The sequence below is a fragment of the Brevibacterium sp. OS20 genome (assembly GCF_056837565.1).
Map to the genome: position 1 here is coordinate 3,494,666 of NZ_CM166367.1, position 23,183 is coordinate 3,517,848.

The window sequence follows — 23,183 nt, forward strand, 5'->3', positions numbered from 1 at the left end:
CCCGGCACAGGTCCCGGTAGGGCTGAGCCCCGTCCGAACCGGAGATCCCCAGAACTTCCGGAGACACTGCGCAGCATGAGACTCGCGGCCTCCGGTTGAGAACAGAGAACGGCCGGCAGGCGCACTCCTCGATCATCACGATCGACGGAGTCCGCCTGTCGGTCGCTTCGCATTCACTGCGATCTGCAGCGCCTGTACCCACTGGTGGCGGGGCCATGGAAAGATTCACTCCATGAATTCCGATTCCCGGAACAAGGCCCACACCCTCGCCGAGGCGGTCGACCGAGATCTGCGCGCCCGTGGCGGCAGCGAACGCGCCCAGAAGGAAAGGGCCTACCTCAAGAGCGAACTCCTCCATTACGGGGTGAGTGTGCCCGACACTCGTGCCGTCGTTCGCGCCGCCCTGCGCACGGTGAAGCTCTACCACGAGGAAGTCATCGAACTAGCCCGACTCCTCTGGGCCGCGCCGACGTCGTCGGACGACTCGGCCGGCAGCGCCGAACCGACGCACACAGGCGCCGGGTCAGCAGGGCACCCCACACCCGTCCACGAACGTCGCGCCGCGGCCACGATGGTGCTCATCCAGTCGAAGGACCGCCTCGGCGGTGCGGATGCGGATTTCATCGAGGGCCTGCTCCGCGAGGCGAAGACCTGGGCGCTCGTCGACCCTCTGGCCGGGGACCTTGTCGGGCCGTTGAGCGAACGGGACGCCGCGTTCGACCCCGTCTTAGAGCGCTGGGCGAGCGATGAGGATTTATGGATTCGCCGCTCGGCCCTGTTGGCGCACCTGATCCCGCTGCGGCACGGCCGCGGCGACTTCGACAGGTTCTCCCGATTCGCCGATGCGATGCTCGAAGAGAAGGAATTCTTCATCCGCAAGGCCATCGGCTGGGTTCTGCGCGATACCTCGCGCAAACGCCCCGACCTCGTCTTCGACTGGATCCTCCCGCGCGCCCACCGCGCCTCAGGGGTGACGATCCGAGAAGCCGTCAAACGCCTGTCGACAGAACAGCGTGAGGCCGTTCTCGCCTCCAGATGAGCGGCCGACCGCCGACTCCCCGCCCACCGGCAACACACCCCACCCGAGCCCGATCTGCCATCGACTTTCATGTCATGACAAATTAGTCGACAGATTCTCTTTTGACCTGACAAATATATGTGTAATGTGGTGTCCGCTTCACCACGAAGGCTCCATGCGAGCCTCACTGCCGTCGGACGCATCGCAGACTGTCGTCCGACACCGAACCCCCTGCATTCGAAGGAGAATCATCATGCCGCAGCGCCTCGGAATCGCTGTCATCGGAGCCGGAATGGCCGGTCGAGCCCACGCCTCGGCCTGGCGCGCCGCCCCCACAGTCGGCACCGGCGAACTGCCGGAGCTCGAACTCGTCTCCGTCTGCGACCTCGCAGGCGATCTCGCCGCCGCCACGGCCGCCCGATACGGCTTCTCCCGCCACGACACGGACTGGCAGAACATCGTCGATGCTGACGATATCGACATCGTCAGCGTCGTCGTCGCGAACTCACTCCACAAGGAGATCGTCGAAGCGCTGCTCGCGGCCGGCAAGCATGTCCTCTGCGAGAAACCGCTGACCGACACCGTCGACGACGCTCGCGCCATGGTCGCCGCTGCCGAGGACTCCACCTCGATCGCCCGCCTCGGCTTCACCTACCGACGCTCCCCCGGCCTGGCCGCCATCCGCGACCTCATCAATGACGGCACCCTCGGCGAGGTCCACCACGTCAATGCCTGGTACTGGACGGACTATGCGTGCTCCCCCACCGCCCCGATGAGTTGGCGCTACAAAGGTGAGCTCGGCAGCGGCGCACTCGCCGACGTCGGCAGCCACCTGACCGACACCGTCGAATTCCTCGCCGGTCCCATCAGCTCGGTCTCGGGCGGTCGCTTCCACACCGCGATCACCTCCCGCCCGCTGCCGCTCGGTCACGTCGTCGGCCACGACCATGTCGAAGTCAGCGACGAATTCGAACCTGTCGGCAATGACGACTACGCAGCCTTCGGCGTCGAATTCCCCACCGGATCCGGCGTCCTCCAGGTCTCCCGCATCGCCGCAGGCCATCCCAACAGCCTCGGCATCGAAGTCTTCTGCGCCAATGGCTCGGCCAGCTTCGACTTCCGCTTCCCGGGCCAGATCGTGCTCAACCAGACCATCGACGGGCACGCCGCGACCGGACTGACGACGATCCAACTCGGCCCCGAACATCCCTATATCGCCGACGGTCTCGCCATGGCAGCTCCCGGTGTCGGCGTCGGACAGAACGACGGCTTCGTCTTCCAGGCGCGCGCTTTCCTCGACGAGGTCGCCGGCCGCGCCGAGGCTGACTCCCTTCCCCGCTGCGCCCGCTTCTCCGAGGGCCTGCACGCACTCCAGGTCCGTGACGCCGTCATCGCCTCGGCTGGCGACAACGGAGCCGCGAAGGAGGTCGCAGCATGAAGTACGGCGTCTACACGGCCATCCTCCACGATCGCCCGCTGCCCGAGGCACTCACCGTCATCAAGGAGCTCGGACTCGACGCGGCCGAGATCAACGTCGGCGGGTTCCTCCCGCCCATCCACATGCCCACGATCGATGACCTCCTCACCTCGGACGCTGCCCGTGATGACTACCTCGGCATCTTCGCCGAGGCAGGGGTCGAGTTGGCGGGCCTCAACGCCAACGGCAATCCCCTCCATCCGAATCCGGAGATCGGACCGCCGACTCTGGCCGACATCGAGCGGGCCATCAAGGTCGCGAATCGACTGGGCCAGACGCGCGTGGTGACGATGTCGGGTCTGCCCGGCGCCGATTCCGCGGCCACCGTGCCGACCTGGATCGTCAACCCGTGGGAGTCGTCCTACCTCGACGTCCGCGACGCTCAATGGGAGGCCGCGACCCCGATCTGGCGCAACCTCGACCGCCTCGCCGCCGACAACGGTGTGAAGATCGCCATCGAGATGCACCCGCACAACCTCGTGTTCAACCCCGCCACCCTCGAACGCCTCGTCGAGACGATCGGAGCGACGAACGTCGGCGCGGAGATGGACCCCTCCCACCTGTTCTGGCAGGGCATCGATCCCGTCGCAGCCGTCGACCACCTCGGCGAACTCGTCGTCCACGCAGCAGCCAAGGACGTGCGCATCAACGAGGCCGCACAGATCCACGGCGTGCTCGACGACCGCCACACCCGCTTCACCGGGGACCGGATCACGAACATCCGCGGCGGAGCGGCGATCAGCGCCTGGCCCAAGGGCTCGGCCTGGGACTTCGTCGCCCTCGGCAAGGGCCATGACCAGGACTTCTGGAACCGGTTCGTCGCCGCCCTGGCCCGAGTCGACCCGAACATGGCCGTGCACATCGAGCACGAGGACGAATCTCTCGGCCGGATCGAAGGACTCGAAACCGCCGCCGAGGTGCTCCTCACGACCGCACGCACCGTGCCGTCCCCAGCCTGATCGACACGGTCGCGCAGTCGGCGTGCGACGCGTCCGACCGCGGCACAGCGACCACGCCGACTGCGTGAACTGAGGCGTTCGGGGACGGTGACCTGAGCGGGTCACCGTCCCCGAACCCTGGCGAGCCGAGTAAGCTCGAAACACAGATCCCCCGATGAGGCAGGAGCCAATGGCACGCGAACCCGAGACCGAACTCCCTGCGGAGTTCTTCGGCCCCCTCGACCGCTCCCCCGGTGCCGCGCCGCTCTACACCCAGATCGCACGCAAGCTCGAAGGCGCCATTGCCGCCGGCACGCTCGTGGCCGGCACCCGGCTCGAGAACGAGGTCGCGATGGCCAAACGCATCGGGCTGTCCCGTCCGACGATCCGCCAGGCGATCCAGGACCTCGTCGACAAAGGACTGCTGGTGCGTCGCCGCGGGATCGGCACGCAGGTGATCCAGCGCCCCGTTGCCCGGCCGGTCGACCTCACGAGCCTCTATGAGGACCTCGAGAAGTCCGGCAATCCGCCGTCGACTGTCGTGCTCTCGCATCGCGTCGAAGCCGCCGACGCCGAGGCGGCCGAACACCTCGGAGTCCCCATCGGCACACCCAGCCTCCACCTGCGGCGACTCCGTCTTGTCGGTTCGACACCGCTGGCGGTGCTGCACAATGTGCTGCCGGCTCCCTTCACCGACATCACCGCCGACGAGCTCGTGAGCACCGGCCTCTACGAGACCCTGCGGGCCCGCGGGGTCGTCTTCTCCGTCGCTCAGCAGCGCATCGGCGCGAAGGCCGCCGATTCCGCCGAGGCGGAACTGCTCGACATCGACACGGGGTCACCGCTGCTGACGATGAACCGCACGGCACTCGACCATTCGGGCACCATCGTCGAATGGGGCGATCACTGCTACCGGCCCGACCTCTACTCATTCGAGACGACCCTCGTCTCGCGCTGAGACGCACCGATCCGCACTTCGGCGATGCCTGCGGCCGCGACAATCAGTCACACCGCACACAACGGGGGCCATCCGGCATCGCGCCGTCACGCCTACACCGCACTCTCACACCCACCCGCCACCGCTGTGCCCGCACCCGAGAAATTTCTCCCGCAAGGGGGGTGACGAGGCACACGAACAGTGCTATTGTCATGACAAATACTTTGTCCTGACAAATACTCGCAACGGCATCGCCGCCGTAGAGAAGGAAGCTCCACCATGACCTCCTCGCCGACTTCGGCTCCTCGGACCTCACCGTTCGACCTCATCACCATCGGACGCATCGGCGTCGACATCTACCCGCTCCAGGACTCGGTCGGCCTCGAAGAGGTCGAGACCTTCGGCAAGTACCTCGGCGGGTCGGCCACGAACGTCGCCGTCGCCGCAGCCAAGCACGGCGTCGACGCCGCCGTCATCACCGCCACCGGCGACGACCCCTTCGGCCGCTACCTGCGCAGCGAAGTCGCCCGCCTCGGCGTCGACAACCGCTGGGTCGCCACGAACCCGGACTACAACACCCCCGTGACCTTCTGCGAGATCTTCCCGCCCGATGACTTCCCGCTCTACTTCTACCGCGACCCGAAGGCCCCCGACCTCGACCTCACCGAGGCCGACCTCGACCCCGAGCAGATCGCCTCGGCGCAGATCTTCTGGGCCACCGTCACCGGGCTGAGTGTCGAGCCCAGCCGGGGAACCCACCATGCCGCGTGGGCGGCGCGGAAGCGCGCCGGGCACACCGTCCTCGACCTCGACTACCGCCCGATGTTCTGGGAGTCCCCCGAGATCGCCAGCGCCGAGGTGGCCCGTGCCCTCGAGCACGTCACCGTGGCCGTGGGCAACAAGGAGGAATGCGAGATCGCCGTCGGTGAGACCGAACCCGAACGCGCCGCCGACGCACTCCTCGAACGCGGCGTCGAACTCGCGATCGTCAAACAGGGCCCCAAGGGAGTGCTCGCGAAGACCGCCGACGAACGCGTCGAAGTTCCGCCCTACCCGGTCGACGTCACCAACGGCCTCGGCGCCGGAGACGGATTCGGCGGCGCACTGTGCCGCGGACTGCTGGCCGGCTGGGACCTCGACTACCTGCTCCGCTTCGCCAACGTCGCCGGAGCCATCGTCGCCACCCGCCGCGAATGCTCGACCGCGATGCCCGCGACCGAGGAGATCACCACCGTCATCGGCGAACCCACCGACTCCGCTGCCGTCGCGGCCGGCGCGAAGGGAGACCACTCGTGACCACCGACGCCACCACGGCACAGACCACGGCCTCAGCTTCCGCCTCGGCGACAGCGAGCCCCATCGTGACCACCGACGCCATCGCCGAACTCCGCGAGGCCCGCTTCACCGACCCCGGCACGATCACCCGCGCCTGGCAGTCCCGCTCCCGCCGCACCATCGCCGGCGATGACTCCCGCCTCTTCATCGTCGCCGCCGACCACCCGGCCCGCGGCGCCATGAAGGTCGGCGACGACGCCCTGGCGATGGCCGACCGCGCCGACCTCATCACCCGCCTGGCCACCGCGCTCTCGCGACCCGGCGTCGACGGAGTCCTCGCCACCGCAGAGATCCTCGACGACCTCGCCTTCCTCGGCCACCTCGAGAACAAGCTCGCCGTCGGATCGATGAACCGCGGCGGGCTCGCCGGCTCGAGCTTCGAGATCGACGACCGCTTCACCGGTCACACCGTCGACCAGATGGCCCACGACGGGATCGACCTGGCCAAGACGCTGCTGCGGATCAACCTCGGCGACCCGGCGACCGCCTCGGCGCTGCAGGCCAATGCCGATGCCGTCAATGCCTGCGCCGAGGCGAACCTGCCGGTCATGCTGGAGCCGTTCATGAACGAATGGGTCGACGGCAAGGTCCGCAACCAGCTGACCCCAGAGGCGGTCATCAACTCGATCGGCATCGCCCAGGGCCTCGGCGCGACGTCGACGCACACGTGGCTGAAGATCCCCGTCGTCGACGACATGGAACGGGTCATGGCCGCGACCACGCTGCCCACGCTGCTGCTCGGCGGCGAACGCTCGAACGACCCCGAGGCGACCTTCCGCAGCTGGGCGAACGCCCTGGCCCTGCCCGGAGTCCGCGGACTCGTCATCGGCCGCTCGATCATCTACCCCGCCGACGGCGATGTCGTCTCGGCCGTCGACCGCGCCGCCGCTCTCGTCCACGGAGAAGAGAGGATCTGAAATCATGATCAACGAATGGTTCCACACCGCGGGCTCCCTCGCCCGCGAGGGCTTCGACTCCGTCGTCGACGCAGAGATCGACGGCTGGGCACACACCGGATTCCGGTCCGTGACCTTGGGCGATGCCTCAGCATTCGCCATCCCGTCCGCACCGCGCACCGGCACGACCGCCTCGGCGAATGATCAGCACCCCACCTCCATCGACCTGCCGGCCGCCGCGGTCGAACGGGTCCTCGTCCCGCTCGCCGGTGAGTCCTTCACCGTCGACTACACCCTGGCCGACGGCAGCACCGGCGGCCAGACACTGACCGGCCGAACCTCGGTCTTCCACGGCCCCGCCGACTGCCTCTACCTGCCCACCGGAGCGAGCGCGACCGTGTCCTCGACCGCCGGGCGGATCGCCGTCGCCGAGGCGCCCACCACCGAGGCTCGTCCCGTCCAGTTCCTGCCCGCCGCCGAGGTGCCCGTCGAACTGCGCGGTTCGGGGATCTCGAGCCGTCAGGTCCACAACTTCGCGACCCCGGCCGGACTCGACTGTGTGAAGATCATCGCCTGCGAGGTCATCACCCCGGGCGGCAACTGGTCGTCGTATCCCCCGCACAAGCACGACGAGGCGATTCCCGGCTCCGAATCCCGACTCGAGGAGATCTACTACTTCGAGACCGCGGTCTCCCGGGGATCGAAGGCCCCCGAGGCGGCCGATCCGTTCTCCCTGTTCTCGACCTACTCGTCGTCCGCGGGAGAGATCACCACCTCGGCGACGGTGCGCACCGGCGACATCGCGCTCGTGCCCTACGGCTACCACGGTCCGCTGGCCGCAGCCCCCGGCTACGACAACTACTACCTCAACGTCATGGCCGGCCCCGACGAGGAACGCGTGTGGCTCATCAGCGACGATCCGGCCCACGGCTGGGTGCGCGAGGAATGGGAGAACCTCGAATTCGACTCCCGCCTGCCCTACACGGCCGAGACAGACGCGACTTCGAAGGAGAAGTGACATGACGACAACGATGACGGTCGCCCAGGCGCTCACGACATTCCTCGCCCGCCAGTACACGGTCGACGGCGACGTCCGCCAGCGGACCATCGCCGGCATGTTCGGCATCTTCGGTCACGGCAATGTCGCGGGCATCGGCCAGGCCCTTCGCCAGCTCAGCCACGAGGAACCGGGAGCCATGCCCTACCACCAGGGCCGCAACGAACAGGCCATGGTCCACCAGGCCGTGGGCTACGCCCGGATGAACCGCCGGCGTTCGACCTTCGCAGCGGCAGCCTCGGTGGGTCCAGGTGCGGCCAATATGCTCACCGGCGCGGCCCTGGCCACGGCCAACCGCATGCCGGTCCTGCTCCTGCCCTCGGACACCTTTGCCACCCGCGTCTCCGACCCGGTCCTCCAACAGCTCGAACACCCTCACGACACATCACTGCAGGTCACGGACGCGTTCCGGCCGCTCTCCCGGTTCTTCGACCGGGTCGACCGTCCCGAGCAGCTCTTCTCCATCGCGCTGGCCGCGATGCGCGTGCTCACCGACCCGGCCGAGACCGGGGCCGTGACCATCGCCCTGCCCGAGGACGTCCAGGCCGAGCTCATCGAGGTCCCCGATGAGTTCCTCACCGAACGCGAATGGCACATCCGCCGTCCCCTGCCCGAACCCGGACCGCTCGACCGCGCGGTCGAGGCGATCCGGAATGCGAAGGAACCGCTCATCATCGCCGGCGGCGGTGTCCTCTACTCCGAAGCCGAGAACGAACTCAAGTCCTTCGCCGAGGCGACCGGAATTCCCGTGGCCACCACCCACGCCGGCGGCGGAGTCCTCGACCACGATCATCCGCTCAACCTCGGCGGGGTCGGTGCCACCGGATCGGCCGCCGCGAACCGGATCGCCTCCTCGGCGGACCTGGTCATCGGCATCGGCACCCGCTACAGCGATTTCACGACCTCGAGCCGCACCGCTTTCGACAACCCCGACGTCAGCTTCGTCAACCTCAACGTCGCAGGCTTCGACGCTTACAAGCACGGCAGCCGGTACCCGATCATCGCCGACGCCCGGGCCGGTCTGCTGGGACTGCACGAGCGCCTCGGCGACTTCCGGGTCGATGACGCGCTGACACGGAAGGTCGAAACGGAGAAGGCGAACTGGACCGCCGAGGTCGACGCCTCCACCGCGGCCACCGACGCCGAGCTGCCCGGTCAGCCCGAGATCATCGGCGCCGTCAACCGCGCCATGGGACCGCGCGACGTCGTCGTCCAGGCCGCTGGTTCCCTGCCCGGTGACCTGCAGAAACTCTGGCGGACCCGCGATGCGCTGGGTTACCACGTCGAATACGCGTTCTCGTGCATGGGCTACGAGATCGCCGGCGGACTCGGCGTGCGCCGAGCCATCGACGCCGCCCGCGACGACCGGGACGTCGTCGTCATGGTCGGCGACGGGTCCTACCTCATGCTGCACACTGAGCTGCTGACCGCGGTCGCCGAAGGGCTCAAGCTCATCGTCGTCCTCATCCAGAACCACGGCTACGCCTCGATCGGGCACCTGTCCGAAACGGTCGGTGCTCCGCGCTTCGGCACCTGGTACCGCAAGTACGACGCCGACGACCCTGAGTTCCGCACCGACGAGATCCTGCCCGTCGACCTCGCCGCGAACGCCCGCTCCTACGGCATCGACGTCGTCGAGATCGAGCCCGGGAACTCCGCGAGCGCCCGACTCGCCGAGGCGGTCGAAGCCGCCCGTGCCTCGGAGTCCTCCACGCTCATCCACATCAACTCCGACCCCTTGGTCTACGCCCCGGACGGCGAGGGATGGTGGGACGTGCCGGTCGCAGCCACCTCGACGATGGACGAGACCCAGGACGCCCGCACCGCCTATGAGGAGGAGCGCAGCACGCAGCGGGCGCTGCTCTGACCTCCTTCAGATCACCTGCGCATCACGCAACCCGATTCGAGACGCGCCCCCGCCCTCGATTCAGACGAACATCACCGACACCAAGGATTCACCCATGACGACGCAGTCACTTCGCATCGGCACCGCCCCCGACTCCTGGGGAGTCTGGCTGCCCGACCACCCCGGCCAGGTCCCCTGGCAGCGCTTCCTCGACGAGGTGGTCGAAGCCGGCTACACCTGGATCGAACTCGGCCCCTACGGCTACCTGCCCACGGACCCGAACCAGCTGCGCGAGGAACTCGGCAGCCGCGGCCTCAAGCTCTCCGGCGGGACCGTGTTCACGGGGTTCCACAAGACCGATGATCAGTTCGACCGAGCCTGGAAGCAGGCCGAAGCGGTCGCGGCGCTGACCGCCGATCTCGGAGGCGAGCACATCGTCGTCATCCCTGACCTGTGGCGTTCGGACACCACCGGACAGGCCCTGGAGTCGCGCACTCTCGACGACGAGCAGTGGGCCCGCATGGCCGCCGGCCACGACGCCCTCGGCAAGGCACTGTTGGAGGAGTTCGGTCTCCACCAGCAGTTCCACTCCCATGCAGACTCCCATGTCGGCACGCATTCCGAGGTCGAACGCTTCCTCGAGCTCACCGATGAGCGCTTCACGAACCTCTGCCTCGACACCGGCCACTTCTCCTATTACGGAGGCGACAACCTGGGTCTCATCCAGGACCACCCGTCCCGGATCGGCTACCTCCACCTCAAGCAGGTCGACCCGGTGAAGATCTTCGACGTGCTCAAATCCGATACTCCGTTCGGAGATGCGGTGGCCGACGGGATCATGGTCGAACCCGATCAGGGCATTCCGCCGCTCGACCCGATCATCGACGCCGTCGCCGCCCTCGATGAGAACATCTTCGCCATCGTCGAACAGGACATGTTCGGCTGCAGCGTCGACGCCCCGTTCCCGATCGCTCAGCGGACTCTGGCAACCATCCTCGGCTCGACATCAGCCGCGGTCGTCGACCGCTGACCATCAGACCACGAACACACAGGAGTGACAGTGAACGATTCCGCCCAACCACGAGACTTCCGCGTCGGCGTCGTCGGCGCAGGCATGATGGGAGCCGACCATGTCAAACGCATCACCTCTACGATCAGCGGAGCCAGGGTCTCTGCCATCGTCGACCCCGACGAGGCCAGGCTCGCCGCGGCGCTGGAGGACGCACCAGGGGCCAAGGGATACGCCCGCATCGAAGACGCTCTCGACGAGAGCGCTGTCGACGGAGTTCTCATCGCCACCCCCGGATTCCTCCACGAGCAGGTTCTCCTGCCCTGCCTCTCCGCCGGCCTTCCGATCCTCTGCGAGAAGCCGCTGACGACGGATCCGGAATCGTCCTGGCGGGTCCTCGAGGCCGAACAGGCCACCGGCAGACAGCTCATCCAGGTCGGCTTCATGCGCCGATTCGACCCCGAATACCGACAGCTGCGGGAACTCGTCGCGAACGAGCAGGCCGGTGAGCTGCTCATGCTCCGCTGCGCTCACCGCAATCCGGCGGTGCCCGACTCATATCAGCAGGAATCACTCATCAACGACTCGGTCGTCCATGAGTTCGATGTCGTGCCGTGGTTGGCAGGCTCCCCCATCGTCTCCCTCGAGGTCAAGCACGCTCGCCGCAACCGACTGGCGCCCGAACGTCTCAAGGAGCCGATCCTCGTGCTCATGGAGCTCGAGAACGGAACGCTCGTCGATCTCGAGATGAACGTGAGCATCCAGTTCGGCTACCAGGTGACCACCGAGGCGGTCTTCGACTCCGGCATCGCCCGGATCGGAGAGTCCCACGGTATGCAGCTGTGGCATCAGGGACGTTCCGGTGTTGCCGAGCACGCCGACTTCACCACTCGCTTCGCCACGGCCTACGACAACCAGGTGCAGACATGGGTCGACGCGGCCAGGCAGGGAACCATCGCCGGGCCTTCGGCCTGGGACGGCTACAGGGTGGCCGTGGCCTGTCAGGAGGGCGTCGCCTCTCTTCTCGACGGCAAGCCCCGCACGCTCGACATCCCCAAAACTCCCGCCTTCTACCTCTGACCCGACAGCCCGCCCACTGGATCACCTGGAGCACCGATGAAGATCGCCTACGATCCCACCCCACTGCATCACACGCACCGACTGCTCGACTTCCCGGCCGCCACGGCGGATCTCGGGTTCGAACACCTGCAGCTGACCCCGCACCCGGATTTCGCGACCCACTTCCGCTACCCGAAGATGGACCGCGACCTCATCCGCCGATTCGGCCAGGCCGTCAATGCCGCAGGCATCACAGTGCCGGCTCTGCTGCCGGTGCAGCGGATCGCTTGGCCCGACGAAGCCAAGCGCGTGGCAGCGGTGAAGAACTTCCGCCGCATCATCGAGATCGCCGTCGACCTCGGTGTGGACACCATCAACACCGAGTTCAGCGGCCGGCCGGAAGCGTTCGAGGATTCCGAGGAATCGTTCTACCGGTCGATGGACGAGCTGCTGCCGATCATCGAGAAGGAAGGGCTGCGGCTCAACTTCGACCCGCATCCCGACGACTTCGTCGAAGACGGCCACGAGGCATGGCGGGTCCTGCGCGGCCTCGACTCCGAATCCATCGGCTTCGTCTACGTCGCCCCGCATACGTTCCACTACGGTGACTGCCTCGAGACCCTCGTCGACGAACTCGGCGAGCGCCTCCGGGCGGTCTACATCTCCGATGCCTACGATCACCGGGCCTCACACGGGTTGCGGTACATCGCGAATCCGCCGACCACCTCGGCGAGGGTTCACCAGCATCTCAAGGTCGGAGACGGCGACGTCGACTTCGACGCGCTCTTCGCCGCATTGCAGCGGACGGGTTTCCTCGACCTTCCGGAGTCCCTCATCGTGTCCAACGTCTTTGCTGAGAACGAGAACAACGAGTCAGTCAGCCGCTTTCAGAAGCGACGAATCGATGACCTGATCAGAGAGCAGGGAGGTCCGACAGTCTGACAATCGCAGCACCGAGCCGACCCCGCGTCGTCGGGCTGGCTCGTACCCACTGATCGAACCACATAAGCGCACCATCCGCACCACTACTGAATAGCCAACCTCAACCGCACCGCCACGGCGTGGTGCGGCTACCCCGTCGCGCCGCAATTCAGCGCTGCCGCGGCGGAACGATTGAGAATCATTCAAAGGAGAGTGAACGCCATGAGCGGTCAAGTGAAATCGCTGGTGGAACTTCCGCCCGACACCAAGGGTCCGCACACCTCACGCCTGGGCATCATCGCCGTCGTCGCCACCTTCGGCGGCCTGCTGTTCGGCTACGACACCGGGGTCGTCAACGGTGCCCTCGAACCGCTGACGCACGACTTCGGACTGACTCCGCGGACCGAGGGCCTCGTCGTCAGCTTCCTCACCATCGGAGCCGCCTTCGGCGCAGTCGCCGGCGGACGTCTCTCCGACGCCTTCGGGCGACGATCGAACATCATCCTTCTGGCGATGTTCTTCATCGTCGGAACTCTGGCGTGTTCGTTGGCACCGAACTGGCAGTTCCTCGCTGGAGCCCGGTTCTTCCTCGGCCTGGCGGTCGGCGCGGCTTCGACGACGGTACCGGTCTATCTGGCCGAACTCGCACCGTTTGAGAAACGCGGATCACTCGTGACCCGCAATGAGGTGATGATCGTCGTCGGTCAGTTCGCGGCCTTCGTCATCAATGCGGTCATCTTCAACGTATGGGGTGAACACGATCATGTGTGGCGCTATATGCTCGCCGTCGCCGTGCTGCCGGCAATCGCACTGCTTGTGGGCATGATCTTCCTGCCGGAGAGTCCGCGTTGGCTGATTTCGAAGAAGCGCGATGGTCAGGCGCTCGAGGTCCTCAAACTGGTCCGGTCCGACGAACGTGCCGAGGCCGAAATGAGAGAGGTCGAACTCCTCGCCGAGCAGGAAGAAGTCGCCAAAACCGGTGGGGTGTCGGACCTCGCCTCGAAATGGGTGCTCAGACTCGTCCTCATCGGCGTCGGCCTCGGCGTCGCTCAGCAGCTGACCGGTATCAATTCGGTGATGTACTACGGCACCCAGCTGCTCACCGATGCCGGCTTCTCCGCAGATGCCGCGATCATCGCGAACACGTTCAACGGACTCTTCTCCGTCCTCGGCGTCACCGTCGGGATCATGCTCATCAACCGCCTGCCGAGGCGGTTCATGCTTCTCGGCGGGTTCATCCTCACCAGCTCTTTCCATCTGCTCATCGGCCTCTCGGCCGTGTTCCTGCCTGACGGCACGTTCAAGGCCTACGCGATCCTCGTGTTCGTCATCCTGTTCGTCTTCTCCATGCAGGGAACGCTCGGACCGCTCGTGTGGCTCATGCTCGCCGAGATCTTCCCACTGAAGATCCGCTCGTTCGCAATGGGCATCTGCGTCTTCGCCCTCTGGCTGGCCAATGCCGCGGTCGCACAGTTCTTCCCGAGCGTGGTCAGCGGCCTCGGCATCGCGAACACGTTCTTCCTCTTCGCCGCCCTCGGCGTGCTGGCACTGCTGTTCATCTACTTCTTCGTCCCCGAGACCCGGAACAAGACCCTCGAAGACCTCGAAGCAGAGTTCCGCACGAAGTACGGTGAGTGACGTGACGAGTCCGTTCCCGCCCGCATTGCCGGCACTGGTCGTCCTGCCGCCGATGCTCACTCCACCGCCCGCATCAGCTTCATCGTTCATCTTCTTTCGTGAAGGAGCCCATCATGTCGATCCTCGTCGCCGTCACTGACCGCGCGGAAGGCGCAGCGGCAGTCACCGCCGCCATCGCCGAAGCCAGGCTCTTCGACACCGATCTCGTCATCGTTCCGCTCGGCATCGTCGCGTCGTTCGACACCGCCGCGCTCGACGAGAGCGGAATCAGCTACACCGTCGTCGCACGCAAGGGACGCGGCGACCGCGATCCCGCCGAGGCGGTCCTCGACGAACTCGACGACCGTTCGGACGTCGACCGGCTCGTCATCGGGATGCGACGTCGGTCCCGGGTGGGCAAGATGCTCATCGGCTCTGTGAGCCAGAGGCTGCTCCTCGACTCTCCGGTTCCGGTGCTCGCAGTCAAGGACTGAGCCCACCGTCGACCGCCCGGCCACGCGACCGTCGTTTCAACGAATCGACGGTCGCGTTCCCGCACCGTCGTCCTATCGCGATCGTCCGTCCCCGCGGACCGGAGGGTGGCCGGGCAGTTGGCGCGCTGCGTCCTCGGGGTTGCCGGTCAGCTCGACGACTCCGCGGTCGAGCGCGGCCTGGGCCAGCTGCGGATACCCCGCCGCCGAGGCGGCCCGAGCGATCGCCTCGACCGCCGACCTCGCGGACTGCCGACCGGTCCCTGCGAACCAGATCCAGCGGCCGTCGATCGACCGTGGAATCGGGTCGAGGGCCAGTGTGACTCGTCTGCGTCCGCGCCTGGCATCCTCGGCCGAGCAGGCGACGAAGTGGACACCGTTCTTCGTCCACCACGACGCCCGCAGAGTCGACTGAGCGATCTGTCCCTGGAGTCCGACCTCTTTGAGATATCTGTTCGCACCAGCGACCCCGACGATGCTGCCGGGCGTGATCTGCCCATAGGGAATGGCGTAGGGACGAATCCCCGGGGCAACAGAGCCGACAAGGATTCCTCGTTCGCAGACGATGAGCCGCTCACCCGAGAGATAGAGAAGGATCAGACCGAACATCACCGCGAAGATGATGCCCGGAGCAACCGCCAGCAGCGGCGTCTCCCCCGGGTTGATGAATGTCAGAACTGTGAAGAGCATCCACCCGAGGACGAACCCCGTCACCGTCTTCGGTCCTGGGCGGTCGGCGAACACCTCGATGACCTCACCGAGCTCTTCACGATGGCGACGGGCTTTCCGCATCTCAGCACCCAACAGAACCCCAACCTTCGAATCGACGCCCGGATCAGCCTGACTCCGGGCATACGAAAAAGTCCCTCACCGGCAATCCTGCCAGGTGAGGGACTCTCGTTCTGTGCGCCACGAGGGATTCGAACCCCCAACCTTCTGATCCGTAGTCAGATGCTCTATCCGTTGAGCTAGTGGCGCATGTCGCTCGGACTCACGCCCTGCAACTCGAACAACTATACACACCAGTTTCACCGAAGCTCAAATCGCACCCACGTGCGCTTCGCCACATTCGCACTCACGGTCAGAGCCGCCTCGGCGAGAGGGCATGAAATCGCAGATTTCAGCCGTCAATCATCGCTGAAACAAATCGTCAAATATTTGAAACAACACGTCATCCAATTGTTGCATTCACGTCAATGACCCTCTGGCTGTGATCCAATGCACATCTTCGAGTGACCGAAACGCGCGTTTTTCGCTTCCGCTCCCATCCTACGGTGGATATGTACCAACCGCTCGACGGGCGCCAGCCGCCGGAGACGAAACCCCACACCCGATTGACCAGGAGACCACTCATGACTGTCCTCGACCATGATGTCGTCGCTGACCAGCTGAAGAACGCACCGACCGAGAACAAGTCGGTGCTCTCGTTCGTCAGCCGGATCGCCGCCCTGACAACCCCGGACGACATCGTCTGGATCGATGGTTCCGAAGCACAGAAGAACGAGATCGCTGAGAAGCTCGTCGAAGCCGGCACCATCCAGCGTGTCAACGGCACCAAGGACTCCTACTACGCGGCCTCCGACCCCGAGGACGTCGCCCGCGTCGAGGGCCGGACCTACATCTGCTCCGAAGACGAGAAGGATGCCGGTCCACTCAACAACTGGGTCGCTCCCGCGGAGATGAAGGAAACGCTCAACGGTCTGTTCGAGGGTTCGATGCGCGGCCGCACCATGTACGTCATCCCCTTCGTCATGGGCCACGCCGAGGCGGACCAGCCGATGTTCGGCATCGAGGTCACCGATTCGGCCTACGTCGTCCTCTCCATGCTCGTCATGGCTCGCTCGGGCAAGTACGCCCTCGATGCGATCGACGCCCAGGACGCGAAGTTCGTCGAGTGCGTCCACTCCGTCGGCGCTCCGCTGGAAGAGGGACAGGAAGACGTCGCCTGGCCCTGCAACACCACCAAGTACATCACCCACTTCCCCGAAGACCGCGCCATCTGGTCCTACGGATCCGGCTACGGCGGCAACGCCCTGCTGGGCAAGAAGTGCTACGCGCTGCGCATCGCCTCCGCGATCGCTCGCGACGAAGGCTGGCTGGCCGAGCACATGCTCATCCTCAAGCTGACGAGCCCTGAAGGCGTCGTCAAGTACGTCGCCGCTGCGTTCCCCTCGGCCTGCGGCAAGACGAACCTCGCCATGATCGAACCGACCATCCCCGGATGGAAGGCCGAAACCCTCGGTGACGACATCGCGTGGATGCGCTTCGGCGAAGACGGCCAACTCTACGCCGTCAACCCCGAATTCGGACTCTTCGGAGTCGCCCCGGGCACCGGTTACACCACGAACCCGACCGCGATGCGCGCCATCGAGGCCGGCGGCAACATCTTCACCAACGTCGCACTGACCGACGACGGTGACGTGTGGTGGGAAGGCAAGACCGACGAGGCACCTGCTCACCTCACCGACTGGAGGGGCAACGACTGGACGCCTGAGTCCGACACCCCGGCCGCTCACCCGAACTCGCGTTTCTGCACCCCGATCGCGAACGTTCCGACCCTGGCTCCCGAGTGGACCAACCCGAATGGTGTGCCGATCTCGGCCATCCTCTTCGGCGGTCGCCGCAAGACCACGATGCCGCTCGTGACCGAGACCCAGGACTGGACCCACGGTGTGTTCATGGGCTCGGTGCTCTCCTCGGAGACCACCGCAGCTGCCACCGGTGCCGTCGGCGTCGTCCGCCGCGACCCCATGGCGATGCGTCCGTTCATCGGCTACAACGTCGGTGACTACCTGCAGCACTGGATCAACATCGGCAACACCGAGGGCGCCCAGCTGCCGAAGATCTTCTACGTCAACTGGTTCCGCCGCGACGACGACAACTCGTTCCTGTGGCCCGGATTCTCCGAGAACTCGCGCGTCCTCAAGTGGGTCTTCGAGCGCGTCACCGGCACCGCCGATGCGCAGGAATCCCCGCTCGGCCTCACCCCGGTCGAAGGCGGCCTGGACACCGAGGGCCTCGACTTCACCGACGAGCAGCTGCGCAAGGCTCTCGCCATCAAGCCCGAAGAGTGGGAGACCGAACTCGGCCTCATCGAGGAATGGTACGCCGAACTCGGCGATTCGGTTCCGGCCGAACTCCGCGCCGAGGTCGACAACCTCCGCCAGCGCCTCGGCCTCGCCTGAGTCGTTTGGCTGAGTTTCTTAGCTGTGTGGCTAGCCTGAGCCGTTTGGTTTCATCGCTGACAGTCTGAGCCGTCCGTTCATCGGCAATCCCCCAACCGCCGCCGAGGTGGTTGGGGGATTGTCGTATTTCGTTGCGGGTGCGCGTTCGACCGTTTGAGCCCGCCGCTGATCCGTGAGTGCCTCCGGGCTATAGGGCCGAAGCCGCGCAGACTCAGCAATGCGCCGCCTGCGCCCCATGAACCTCACGGAGAAATACCAACACATCACGCGGTTTCGCTTTGAGCTCCTTTAGTAGGCGATAGGTGACCTTCTCCGGCTTCCTCGGCTTGCCGATCAGTGCGTTCTGATGAGCGGTCGGCCCACGGGCAGTGATCGTCACGAACAGGGCGTCCGGAAGCGGATATTTCCTCCACTCGAACTCTCCCCCGATGTCGACGACGCCTGACCACGGCGTTGCGAACTGACGGAGGCGTCCGCCCGGTTTCCACCGTGAGGACTCCACGCCCCACCGCGAGATGACCAACTGTGGTCGCAAAAGGGGAAAGACGAACGTCCATAACACTGCACCAACGCCGAAGAGCACCAAGCCGATGGCAAAGACCACAAGGAAGAAGAAGACCGGCCACCCGCCGAAGCCAGGGGACATCGGGTTCCAGGTCGAGGCGGGGGTGACGACGAACATGAGGATGATCGCTCCGACGAACAGCCAACAGATGAGTGCCATCGCGAAAGTCTTGACCAGGTTTGTTCGCAGTACGACGCGTCCATCGCGCCGCATTGCTGCATGCCATTGGTCGATGCGCCGGCGATCGGCTTTGGCGATCTCCTTCTGCAGATCAGCGGCATGTCGAGGATTGTGCGGCGGAATTCTCACAAGAAGAGTTTAGGACGAAACCGCCGGTCGCCCAGCAAGCGCATAATGCAGCTCCCCTGCCCAAAACATCCCTGTGCAGCTGTAGGAATTGGAACTGACGAGAGAAATCGCCGCTGCAAGCGGCACGCGCACTTTGTCATTTCACAAAATGTTCCTGCGCTTGGAGCAGGAATGCCAGCCTTTCGCGTGAGCCTCCTCGCAATAGATGACTGAGGAGATAGGTTCTCTGCCCATCAGAAGCTGCTCTGAGACTTCTCTTCCTAGGCAACAGCAGAGTGTTCTTCACTGTCGGCCCGGTCGCCCTGATTCGAACGTGAAGTGTCGAACGCAACGGCCACATTCGTGGCGGTGCTGTGTGCGGATAGAACCCATCGATGATGTCTATGTCAGACCAAGCGGCAGAGAACCGGGTTGAGCTGCCTCCGGGAGCCCACCAGATGGTGCGGATTCCCCACCGGGAGATGATCGTCCGAGGTCGGAAAAGTGGAACAGCGACAGTGAACATCAGCGCCCCGATTCCCGACACCGCTAGACCCGCGGCGAAGATGGCACCGGAGAGTATCGAGACCGCCCAGCTGCTCGGACTTTCGAGCGGCTCCCACACGGGAATCCAGATCGGTGCCGGTGTTCCTACAAACGGAAGCGCGAGGCAGACTGAAAACGCCCACGTGATCACAGCAAATCCCAGGGTCTTAAAGAACCCGGTCCGCAGCACCATCTGCCCGGTCCGATCGAGCTCCTTGACCCACCGACTGACAAGTTGCGGGTCCGCCTCACCTATTGCGTTGCGCACATAGGATGGCAGCTCATCGCCCGTATCCGAATGCCCCATGGACGGAATTCTATTTGTTCGTCTCGGCTCTGCCCGCGAAAGCACGCCGCGGGCACACCCATGCGGCAACGCTGTTCCCTTACGCGCGTCTCATAACCAAGAGGCAGTCGCAAAACACTGTCGCAGTGCCAAAACACCCTGGTGCAACTGTAGGAGTAGCCGCTATCGGTGACCGACGGCAATCCAGAGGTTGGTTATGCCACCAACGGTGAGGGATGCTCACCGGGCCAGGTAAGCTCAGGCGCCGTGGAGGGCCGGGACGATGAGGTAGACGCCGAGCAGCACGACCGCTCCGCAGATGCCGAAGACCGCCCAGTAGCCGACCGGCAGCGCTGAGCTGCTGCGGCCCTCCTCGACGCGGTCGAGGTGCGCGGCGCGCATCCGCACTCCGACGGAGAACAGAGTGATGACGATGATGGCCGAGACCCATGTCGCGGCTGCAACGATGGCGAACGAACTCCACTCGATCATTTCGCGTCTCCCTTATCGCTCGCATCTGCCCTGCTCGCATCTGCCCTGCCCGCATCGGCTCCGGTGTTCGAGGCCCGGCCCGCATCGGCTCCGGAAGCAGATCCGGTCGACGATGAACTCGTCTTCGCAGCCTCGGCGGGAACCGCCCCGTTCTTCTTCGCATCGCGGTGGGCACGGCGCTTCTCTTTCGCCGCCTGCTTCTCCGCCCAGGCCTCGTATCGAGCTTCTCTCTTCTCCTGAGCACGTTTGCGGTTGCGGTCCTTACGCAGCTTGCGCTTGCGGCCGCGGATGTTGACGGCCTCGCCGACGGTGTCGAAGTTCGAGATGTCCGTCTCCTCGACCCGGCGGGAACTGAGGTAGATCCACAGCACCACGACCACGGCGATGACCGTGTCGACGACGACGCCGACCGTTCCCAGGTGAGCGATGCCGGCGGCGATTCCGCCGACGATCGCGGCGGCCGGAATCGTCAGCAGCCAACCGGATGCGATCCGTCCGGCCGTCGACCACTGGACATCGGCGCCCTTGCGGCCCAGTCCCGAACCGAGCACGGAGCCGGAGGCGACCTGCGTCGTCGACAGAGCGAAGCCGAGGTGGGAAGAGGCGAGGATGGCGGCCGCCGTCGAAGTCTCGGCCGACAGTCCCTGAGCGGGCTTGACCGTCGTCAGCTTCGTGCCGAGAGTGTCGATGATGCGCCATCCGCCGACATAGGTGCCCAGCGCGATCGCCAGAGCACATGCGGTGATCACCCAGATATGCGGGCCGGTGCCGTGCTCCTGCAGGTTGGCGGAGACGAGCACGAGGGTGATGACGCCCATCGTCTTCTGCGCATCATTTGTTCCGTGGGCGAGCGCCACCAGCGAGGACGAGAAGATCTGCCCGTACTTGAACGGTGCACGCCGGGCGGTCTTGCCCTCCTCGTTGCGGCGAGTGATCACGTAGGCGATCTTCGTGCACAGGTAGGCGCTGAATCCGGCGATGAGCGGGGCAGCCAGAGCCGGGATGACGACCTTGGACAGGAACACTCCGTAGTCGACGGAGTTGAGTCCGGCACCGACGATGGCCGCACCGATGAGGCCCCCGAAGAGTGCGTGGGACGAGGATGATGGCAGGCCGAAGCGCCATGTCGCCATGTTCCAGATGATGGCTCCGATGAGGCCGGCGAGGATGAAGTCGGGAGTGATCTGGACTCCCCCGCCGCCTTCCTTGATGATGCCGCCCGAGATGGTCTTGGCCACCTCGGTGGAGAGGAAGGCACCGACGAGGTTGAGGATCGCGGCAAGCGTGACCGCCGCCTTCGGTTTGATGGCCCCGGTCGCGATCGGTGTGGCCATGGCATTGGCCGTATCGTGAAAGCCATTGGTGAAGTCGAAGAACAGTGCCAGTGCGATGACGAGCACGACGACGAAGATGATTTCCACTAATCGACCTTGGGTGTAGACACTATTCGGACCGTGGATGATGCAGCTGACGGCCAGCCATCACTATCCCGCAGAAGTCTACCCACAGATTCAACCGCTCTTCACCCGCAATTCGACCCTACTCCACCTCATTCACCTTTTGTTCACTTTTGACGTGCGCAAACGGGCCCCGCCCGGCCGAGAGTGCAATAGCACTCACATTCCGAACGGGGCCCGAAAACAGCAATCCCTCGCCGAGGCGGCTCCCCGCCTCACGCAGTCAACCGCGGAAACCGCGGCGTGACTTCGCCGAGGCGACTCCTCCTTCACGCGTGACGAATCTACTCCGTGACGTACCGATCCGCGACGTCGAGTGCCCGATCCAGGGCGGCGAGTCCGAACCTAACATCCTCGTCCGGAGTGTTCAGCGGCGGCACGACGTGGATGCGGTTGAAGTTCGCGAACGGCAGCACGCCTTCGGCCTTAAGCGCTGCGATGACCTCGTTCATCTCCGGTGAGCTGCCGCCGTAGGCCGCCAGCGGCTCCTTCGTCGTCCGGTCCTTCACGAGCTCGACGGCCCAGAAGCAGCCGAGACCCCGGACATCCCCGACCGAGGGGTGGCGCTGCGCCATCTCCCGCAGAGTCGGGCCGATGATGTCCTCGCCGAGGCGCTCGGCATTGGCGATCATCCCCTCGTCCTCCATCGCGGTGATCGTCGCGACCGCTGCCGCACAGGCGAGCGGATGTCCCGAGTAGGTCAGTCCGCCCGGGTATGCCCGGTCGCGGAAGGTCTCGAAGATCGCGTCCGAGATGGCGACTCCGCCGAGCGGGACGTATCCGGAGTTCACGCCCTTGGCGAAGGTGATGAGGTCCGGGGTGACGTCCCAGTGGTCGACGGCGAACCAGCGACCGGTGCGGCCGAATCCGGCCATCACCTCGTCGGCGATGAAGACGATCCCGTACCTCGCCGTCAGTTCCCGCACGCCGGCGAGGTAGCCGGCCGGTGGGGCGTAGATCCCCGCGGTGCCCGGCACGGTCTCGAGGATGAGGGCCGCGATATTGCCGGGCCCCTCGAGGGTGATCATGTCCTCGAGATGGGCCAGCGCCCGCTGCGTCTCCTCGGCCTCGGACGTCGAGTTGAAGTACGACCGGTAGGGGTAGGCAGGCATGAAGTGGACGATGCCCTCAGCGGAGTAGTCGTTGGCGAACCTGCGCGGGTCACCGGTGACGTTGACGGCCAGCTGCGTGCCGCCGTGGTAGCTGCGGTAGGCCGAGAGCACCTTCGTCCGACCGGTGTGCAGTCGGGCCATCCGGATCGCGTGCTCGTTCGCATCGGCTCCCCCGTTTGTGAAGAACACATGGTCGAGGTCGCCCGGGGTGCGTTCGGCGATGAGTCGGGCCGCCTCGGAGCGGGCGTCGTTGACGTGCTGCGGCGCGATGGTGCACAGCCGGCCGGCCTGCTCCTGGATGGCCGCAACGACGGCCGGGTGCTGATGGCCGATATTGGTGTTGACCAGCTGCGAAGACATGTCGAGCAGCTTTCGACCCTCACCGTCCCAGACGTAGGGGCCGGCGGCGTCGACGATCGTCAGCGGGTCGAACGGCCCCTGAGCCTGCCAGGAGTGGAAGACGTGCGCACGGTCGAGTCCGTGGGCACGTCGCCCGGCCTCGATCTGCTGCGCATCGATCCGATCAGCGCCCGAGCGATCAGCGTCGAGGTGCGATTCGGTGAGCGGGGAATCCGCGGTGGTGGTCATGTCAGGGCTCCTTCGCCGAGGTGGTTCGTCGTTGCGTGAACGTCCGCCCCGGGTCGGGGCGGA

At 65.6% G+C, this 23,183-nt stretch carries 19 protein-coding genes and 1 tRNA gene; 14 read left to right on the forward strand and 6 right to left on the reverse strand.

The window, feature by feature from the left end:
- The first annotated feature begins 232 nt into the window (after window positions 1–232).
- The 13 genes from ACVZTU_RS15655 (at window position 233) to ACVZTU_RS15715 (ending at window position 14,604) form a co-directional block, all read left to right on the forward strand.
- On the forward strand, window positions 233–1,039 hold the full coding sequence (locus tag ACVZTU_RS15655) for a DNA alkylation repair protein (protein WP_139467982.1): 807 nt from the start codon (window positions 233–235) through the stop codon (window positions 1,037–1,039).
- A gap of 232 nt (window positions 1,040–1,271) precedes the next feature.
- Complete coding sequence (locus tag ACVZTU_RS15660; protein ID WP_139467981.1) at window positions 1,272–2,456, forward strand: Gfo/Idh/MocA family protein; 1,185 nt, start codon at window positions 1,272–1,274, stop codon at window positions 2,454–2,456.
- On the forward strand, window positions 2,453–3,454 hold the full coding sequence (locus ACVZTU_RS15665; protein WP_482400796.1) for a sugar phosphate isomerase/epimerase family protein: 1,002 nt from the start codon (window positions 2,453–2,455) through the stop codon (window positions 3,452–3,454). The genes ACVZTU_RS15660 and ACVZTU_RS15665 overlap by 4 nt, the downstream gene beginning before the upstream one ends.
- Window positions 3,455–3,623: 169 nt before the next feature.
- Window positions 3,624–4,391: a GntR family transcriptional regulator gene (locus tag ACVZTU_RS15670; protein WP_181270821.1), complete on the forward strand. Its 768-nt coding sequence runs from the start codon at window positions 3,624–3,626 to the stop codon at window positions 4,389–4,391.
- Window positions 4,392–4,649: 258 nt separating this feature from the next.
- On the forward strand, window positions 4,650–5,666 hold the full coding sequence (iolC, locus tag ACVZTU_RS15675) for a 5-dehydro-2-deoxygluconokinase (RefSeq protein WP_482400797.1): 1,017 nt from the start codon (window positions 4,650–4,652) through the stop codon (window positions 5,664–5,666).
- 65 nt (window positions 5,667–5,731) lie between these two features.
- Window positions 5,732–6,622, forward strand: a complete 891-nt coding sequence (locus tag ACVZTU_RS15680) for a class I fructose-bisphosphate aldolase (RefSeq protein ID WP_373284077.1) — start codon at window positions 5,732–5,734, stop codon at window positions 6,620–6,622.
- A 4-nt stretch (window positions 6,623–6,626) separates the two neighbouring features.
- Window positions 6,627–7,619, forward strand: coding sequence for a 5-deoxy-glucuronate isomerase (iolB, locus tag ACVZTU_RS15685; RefSeq protein ID WP_482400798.1), 993 nt, complete (start codon window positions 6,627–6,629; stop codon window positions 7,617–7,619).
- Window position 7,620: 1 nt separating this feature from the next.
- Entirely contained in the window at window positions 7,621–9,525 is a 1,905-nt protein-coding gene (gene iolD, locus ACVZTU_RS15690; RefSeq protein WP_229663956.1) for a 3D-(3,5/4)-trihydroxycyclohexane-1,2-dione acylhydrolase (decyclizing), read from the forward strand.
- 94 nt (window positions 9,526–9,619) lie between these two features.
- On the forward strand, window positions 9,620–10,534 hold the full coding sequence (locus tag ACVZTU_RS15695) for a sugar phosphate isomerase/epimerase family protein (protein WP_181270824.1): 915 nt from the start codon (window positions 9,620–9,622) through the stop codon (window positions 10,532–10,534).
- A 30-nt stretch (window positions 10,535–10,564) separates the two neighbouring features.
- Window positions 10,565–11,593, forward strand: coding sequence for a Gfo/Idh/MocA family protein (locus ACVZTU_RS15700; RefSeq protein WP_482400799.1), 1,029 nt, complete (start codon window positions 10,565–10,567; stop codon window positions 11,591–11,593).
- Between the two features lie 36 nt (window positions 11,594–11,629).
- The gene (locus tag ACVZTU_RS15705) at window positions 11,630–12,514 is read left to right on the forward strand and encodes a sugar phosphate isomerase/epimerase family protein (RefSeq protein ID WP_482400800.1); all 885 of its coding nucleotides are present in this window, start codon (window positions 11,630–11,632) and stop codon (window positions 12,512–12,514) included.
- A gap of 201 nt (window positions 12,515–12,715) precedes the next feature.
- The gene (locus ACVZTU_RS15710; protein ID WP_482400801.1) at window positions 12,716–14,131 is read left to right on the forward strand and encodes a sugar porter family MFS transporter; all 1,416 of its coding nucleotides are present in this window, start codon (window positions 12,716–12,718) and stop codon (window positions 14,129–14,131) included.
- Between the two features lie 113 nt (window positions 14,132–14,244).
- Window positions 14,245–14,604 (forward strand): universal stress protein, encoded by a 360-nt coding sequence (locus tag ACVZTU_RS15715; RefSeq protein WP_482400802.1) that lies wholly within the window; start codon window positions 14,245–14,247, stop codon window positions 14,602–14,604.
- A 72-nt stretch (window positions 14,605–14,676) separates the two neighbouring features.
- Here ACVZTU_RS15715 and ACVZTU_RS15720 read toward each other — a convergent pair whose 3' ends face one another.
- Entirely contained in the window at window positions 14,677–15,393 is a 717-nt protein-coding gene (locus tag ACVZTU_RS15720; protein WP_482400803.1) for a hypothetical protein, read from the reverse strand.
- Window positions 15,394–15,506: 113 nt separating this feature from the next.
- Window positions 15,507–15,579, reverse strand: a tRNA-Arg gene (locus ACVZTU_RS15725).
- Between the two features lie 374 nt (window positions 15,580–15,953).
- On the opposite strand from ACVZTU_RS15725, the gene ACVZTU_RS15730 reads away from it, so the two are divergent.
- The gene (locus ACVZTU_RS15730; RefSeq protein ID WP_482400804.1) at window positions 15,954–17,786 is read left to right on the forward strand and encodes a phosphoenolpyruvate carboxykinase (GTP); all 1,833 of its coding nucleotides are present in this window, start codon (window positions 15,954–15,956) and stop codon (window positions 17,784–17,786) included.
- A 211-nt stretch (window positions 17,787–17,997) separates the two neighbouring features.
- Here the strand turns inward: ACVZTU_RS15730 and ACVZTU_RS15735 are convergent, their stop codons facing one another.
- The 4 genes from ACVZTU_RS15735 to ACVZTU_RS15750 form a co-directional block, all read right to left on the reverse strand.
- The gene (locus ACVZTU_RS15735) at window positions 17,998–18,660 is read right to left on the reverse strand and encodes a hypothetical protein (protein WP_482400805.1); all 663 of its coding nucleotides are present in this window, start codon (window positions 18,658–18,660) and stop codon (window positions 17,998–18,000) included.
- A gap of 1,069 nt (window positions 18,661–19,729) precedes the next feature.
- Window positions 19,730–19,963, reverse strand: coding sequence for a hypothetical protein (locus ACVZTU_RS15740; RefSeq protein WP_172171696.1), 234 nt, complete (start codon window positions 19,961–19,963; stop codon window positions 19,730–19,732).
- A complete protein-coding gene (locus tag ACVZTU_RS15745; protein ID WP_482400806.1) occupies window positions 19,960–21,384 on the reverse strand; it encodes an inorganic phosphate transporter in 1,425 nt (474 codons plus the stop codon). The genes ACVZTU_RS15740 and ACVZTU_RS15745 overlap by 4 nt, the downstream gene beginning before the upstream one ends.
- 320 nt (window positions 21,385–21,704) lie before the next feature.
- A complete protein-coding gene (locus ACVZTU_RS15750) occupies window positions 21,705–23,120 on the reverse strand; it encodes an aminotransferase class III-fold pyridoxal phosphate-dependent enzyme (RefSeq protein ID WP_482400807.1) in 1,416 nt (471 codons plus the stop codon).
- Window positions 23,121–23,183: the final 63 nt, after the last annotated feature.

Excerpts from the sequence above, each read along its gene's own strand:
- ACVZTU_RS15655 (WP_139467982.1), top strand. The coding sequence starts at position 233 with ATGAATTCCGATTCCCGGAACAAGGCCCACACCCTCGCCGAGGCGGTC.
- ACVZTU_RS15660 (WP_139467981.1), top strand. The coding sequence starts at position 1,272 with ATGCCGCAGCGCCTCGGAATCGCTGTCATCGGAGCCGGAATGGCCGGT.
- ACVZTU_RS15665 (WP_482400796.1), top strand. The coding sequence starts at position 2,453 with ATGAAGTACGGCGTCTACACGGCCATCCTCCACGATCGCCCGCTGCCC.
- ACVZTU_RS15670 (WP_181270821.1), top strand. The coding sequence starts at position 3,624 with ATGGCACGCGAACCCGAGACCGAACTCCCTGCGGAGTTCTTCGGCCCC.
- iolC (WP_482400797.1), top strand. The coding sequence starts at position 4,650 with ATGACCTCCTCGCCGACTTCGGCTCCTCGGACCTCACCGTTCGACCTC.
- iolB (WP_482400798.1), top strand. The coding sequence starts at position 6,627 with ATGATCAACGAATGGTTCCACACCGCGGGCTCCCTCGCCCGCGAGGGC.
- iolD (WP_229663956.1), top strand. The coding sequence starts at position 7,621 with ATGACGACAACGATGACGGTCGCCCAGGCGCTCACGACATTCCTCGCC.
- ACVZTU_RS15695 (WP_181270824.1), top strand. The coding sequence starts at position 9,620 with ATGACGACGCAGTCACTTCGCATCGGCACCGCCCCCGACTCCTGGGGA.
- ACVZTU_RS15705 (WP_482400800.1), top strand. The coding sequence starts at position 11,630 with ATGAAGATCGCCTACGATCCCACCCCACTGCATCACACGCACCGACTG.
- ACVZTU_RS15710 (WP_482400801.1), top strand. The coding sequence starts at position 12,716 with ATGAGCGGTCAAGTGAAATCGCTGGTGGAACTTCCGCCCGACACCAAG.
- ACVZTU_RS15715 (WP_482400802.1), top strand. The coding sequence starts at position 14,245 with ATGTCGATCCTCGTCGCCGTCACTGACCGCGCGGAAGGCGCAGCGGCA.
- ACVZTU_RS15720 (WP_482400803.1), bottom strand. The coding sequence starts at position 15,393 with ATGCGGAAAGCCCGTCGCCATCGTGAAGAGCTCGGTGAGGTCATCGAG.
- ACVZTU_RS15730 (WP_482400804.1), top strand. The coding sequence starts at position 15,954 with ATGACTGTCCTCGACCATGATGTCGTCGCTGACCAGCTGAAGAACGCA.
- ACVZTU_RS15740 (WP_172171696.1), bottom strand. The coding sequence starts at position 19,963 with ATGATCGAGTGGAGTTCGTTCGCCATCGTTGCAGCCGCGACATGGGTC.
- ACVZTU_RS15750 (WP_482400807.1), bottom strand. The coding sequence starts at position 23,120 with ATGACCACCACCGCGGATTCCCCGCTCACCGAATCGCACCTCGACGCT.